This window comes from Roseivivax halodurans JCM 10272 (assembly GCF_000521785.1).
Classification (GTDB): domain Bacteria; phylum Pseudomonadota; class Alphaproteobacteria; order Rhodobacterales; family Rhodobacteraceae; genus Roseivivax; species Roseivivax halodurans.
In genome coordinates this window covers 1-2,767 of sequence record NZ_JALZ01000090.1, presented here as the reverse complement: position 1 = coordinate 2,767, position 2,767 = coordinate 1, and the positions used below count along the sequence as shown (strand labels likewise).

At 62.2% G+C, this 2,767-nt stretch carries 4 protein-coding genes; 2 read left to right on the top strand and 2 right to left on the bottom strand.

Going from position 1 to position 2,767, the window contains the following annotated elements; genetic code table 11:
* Positions 1–179: 179 nt before the first annotated feature.
* Together OCH239_RS21145 and OCH239_RS21140 are read left to right on the top strand one after the other, a co-directional pair.
* Entirely contained in the window at positions 180–620 is a 441-nt protein-coding gene (locus tag OCH239_RS21145) for a GNAT family N-acetyltransferase (RefSeq protein WP_037267416.1), read from the top strand.
* A gap of 96 nt (positions 621–716) precedes the next feature.
* Entirely contained in the window at positions 717–1,373 is a 657-nt protein-coding gene (locus OCH239_RS21140) for a GNAT family N-acetyltransferase (protein ID WP_211242047.1), read from the top strand.
* Between the two features lie 178 nt (positions 1,374–1,551).
* Here the strand turns inward: OCH239_RS21140 and OCH239_RS22455 are convergent, their stop codons facing one another.
* Together OCH239_RS22455 and OCH239_RS21135 are read right to left on the bottom strand one after the other, a co-directional pair.
* On the bottom strand, positions 1,552–2,220 hold the full coding sequence (locus OCH239_RS22455) for a serine hydrolase (RefSeq protein ID WP_084782776.1): 669 nt from the start codon (positions 2,218–2,220) through the stop codon (positions 1,552–1,554).
* 48 nt (positions 2,221–2,268) lie between these two features.
* Positions 2,269–2,767: VPLPA-CTERM sorting domain-containing protein (locus OCH239_RS21135; RefSeq protein WP_037267414.1), on the bottom strand; the 499-nt coding region annotated here is incomplete at its 5' end.

Genomic DNA, 2,767 nt, shown 5'->3' with positions numbered 1-2,767 from the left:
GTTCGCGACAGCCCGGTTTGTCCGCGGACCTGCCGCTCAGGCCACCCGCACCGAAGGTCGGGAGTAAGCTGATTTACAGTCTTCAGCGGCCCGCCTACGCTGCTCAAAGACGCGTATCGAGCTCATAGCTCGGTGCAGCCTCGGGACGGTTGTCTGCACACAGTAGGGAATGAACGCCGATGTCAGTCGATATTCGCTTCCTGCGCCCAAGCGACGAAACGGAGTGGAGGGCGCTATGGAGGGCGTATCTGGAGTTCTATGAATCGTCGGTGTCCGAACAAGTATACTCGACAACCTTTGCCAGATTGACGGACCCTGCCGTCCCCGCTCAGATCGCCCTGGTTGCAGAACGTGACGGGCAACTCGTAGGGCTCGTTCATGCAATTTTCCACCCGCACAACTGGCGCATCGAGGATGTCTGCTATCTTCAGGACCTCTATGTGGTTCCCGAAGCCCGCGGCACCGGGGCGGGACGCACATTGATTGAGGCGGTTTACGCCGCAGCAGACGCTAACGGCATGCCCTCGGTCTACTGGCTGACGCAGCACTTCAACATGCTGGCGCGACAGCTTTACGATCGTGTCGCGAAGCTGACCCCTTTCATCAAGTATCAGCGCTAACCACGGAGCGGCGTTCTCCATGTCCTGTGAAAAGCCGAAACGCGGTTGGACACCGAACATGCAATCCGCCCCGGGTCGGCCAAGAAAGTAACGTCGATGGTGATTGATCTTGCAAATTGGACGGCACGCCCCGGGCTTGTTCGGGAGCCGATGGACGGTCGGTATGTGCGGCTCGAACCGCTCGGACCGGCCCATGCCGAAACGCTCTTTCATGCGGCCTCGGGGCGAGGTGCGGAAGACCGGTTTCGATGGTTGCCGGAAGAACCGCCGACTCGTGAAGATTTCGATGCGTGGTTCGAAACCGCGTCGTCCTCTGCCGATCCGCTGTTCTTTGCGGTCATGGACAAGGCGAGCGGACGGGTCGAGGGGCGACAGGCCCTGATGCGGATCGATACGGCGAACGGTGTGGCCGAGGTCGGTCACATCATGTGGGGCGCAACCCTGCAACGAACTCGAATGTCGACCGAAGCGCTGTTTCTGTCCGCAGACCGTGTCTTCGGCCTCGGGTATCGCCGTTTCGAATGGAAGTGTAATGACCTGAACGTTCCGTCCAAACGGGCGGCCGAACGGTTCGGCTTCCGATCTGAAGGGGTCTTTCGCCAGCACATGGTGGTGAAAGGCGCCAATCGCGACACAGCGTGGTTTGCAATGACGGACCGAGACTGGCAGCACTTAAAGCCCGGCTACGAAGCTTGGCTATCGCCTGACAACTTCGATATCGACGGACGGCAAAAGACACCATTGCGCTTCTGAGCAAAGCTCCTTGGAGAAAGGATTGGGGATGTCGGCTTTGTTCGCATCGGCGGCGCTGCGAAGTGGCGCAGCGAAAGTTAAGTTTAGATTCCCTGGTTTGACGCGTCTTTCAGCGACCGATTCCTAATCTGCGCCGCGACGCAAAACCCCGCTTGCTGCGGCCGCGAGCGCCTCATTGTCATGCTGCAGGTGTATCGGTTGGCCGCCGACGACCGGAAAGTCTGCGATGCGGCCGCTCAAGTACGACGTGGTCGAGGTCCGCCGTCAGCCCTTTCGAGGCATTCGGTAGAGGCATTGGGCCCGCATTGCTGCAGGCGCGAGATTCGAGACCCGTTTCCCCAGAAGCAGACGCTCGCCAAGGCGGTGCTGCATCTGTTGATGCCGCGGGCTGCATCGGCTCGCTGGCGCTGACGCCGGTGTCGAGGCCTCGGTCTCGCAATGCCTTGAGCACGCAAGTCGCCGTCAGTGTCTTGGAAACGCTGGCGGTGTGCATGCGACGGCTGGACGTCATCGGCAGGTTGTCGCCCGGGTTCTGCGCCAGTTGCCGGAACCCGCCGCCGCCGGAACGCACGCGCTGGCCACCCTGGTTGATGGCAAAGCCATAGCCGGCGCAATTGCCTCTCAGGGCATCGTGCAGGTTGTTGGCGAAGCGGCCCCGGCGGAAACGAGGACCGGTCACCGCAATCGAGGTCCGATTGATAGGATGCCGCTCCAGCGCTTCGAGCGGGAGGGTCAAGATCACGCCGGGGGGCGGAGACACGCGCCGCGGGCGAGGTCGGGTGAACTCGAACTCCGCGCGGGTGACGGACTGTTCGGCGACGAGGCCATGATCGACATGCTTGTTCATGGGAATATCCTTTACAAATCGGTCTTGGGTAAAATGTTCTGCCCGGTGTCAGGCAGAGTGGGGGCGGTGCCGGCGCAGGCCAGCGAGCGCAGCGACGCCGCTGATCAGGAACAGTAGCGGAGCAGGCAACGGCACAGGCGCCAGAGCCGGGACCGCGATGTCGCCCACGTCGAAGCGGTAGGTGTTGAAGTTATCCCCCGCCGCACGGGCAAAGATACTCACGCGGCCTCTGTTCTCGTAGGCCGTGGCGTCGGTCTTGAGCACGAAGAAATGGCTCTCCTCATGCGGACCGGCGAAGAGGTTGCTGATCACCAGCGGAAAGCCGAAGTCGAAAGTGAGCCGGTCGCCATCGGCGGAGCGGGACCCGAATGTCGGGCCCCGGTCGCCCAACCCGTCGGTGCGGTAGAAGGCGTCGATGCCGAAGCTGCCCCAGCCGGTCATCTCGACCCGGTCGACCAGAAGATTGCCGGCCGTGACATTGGCCCCGAAGAGGATGCGCGGCGCGAAGACCATGGTGGCGTCGACTGAACCGCGCCGGGTCTGCCGG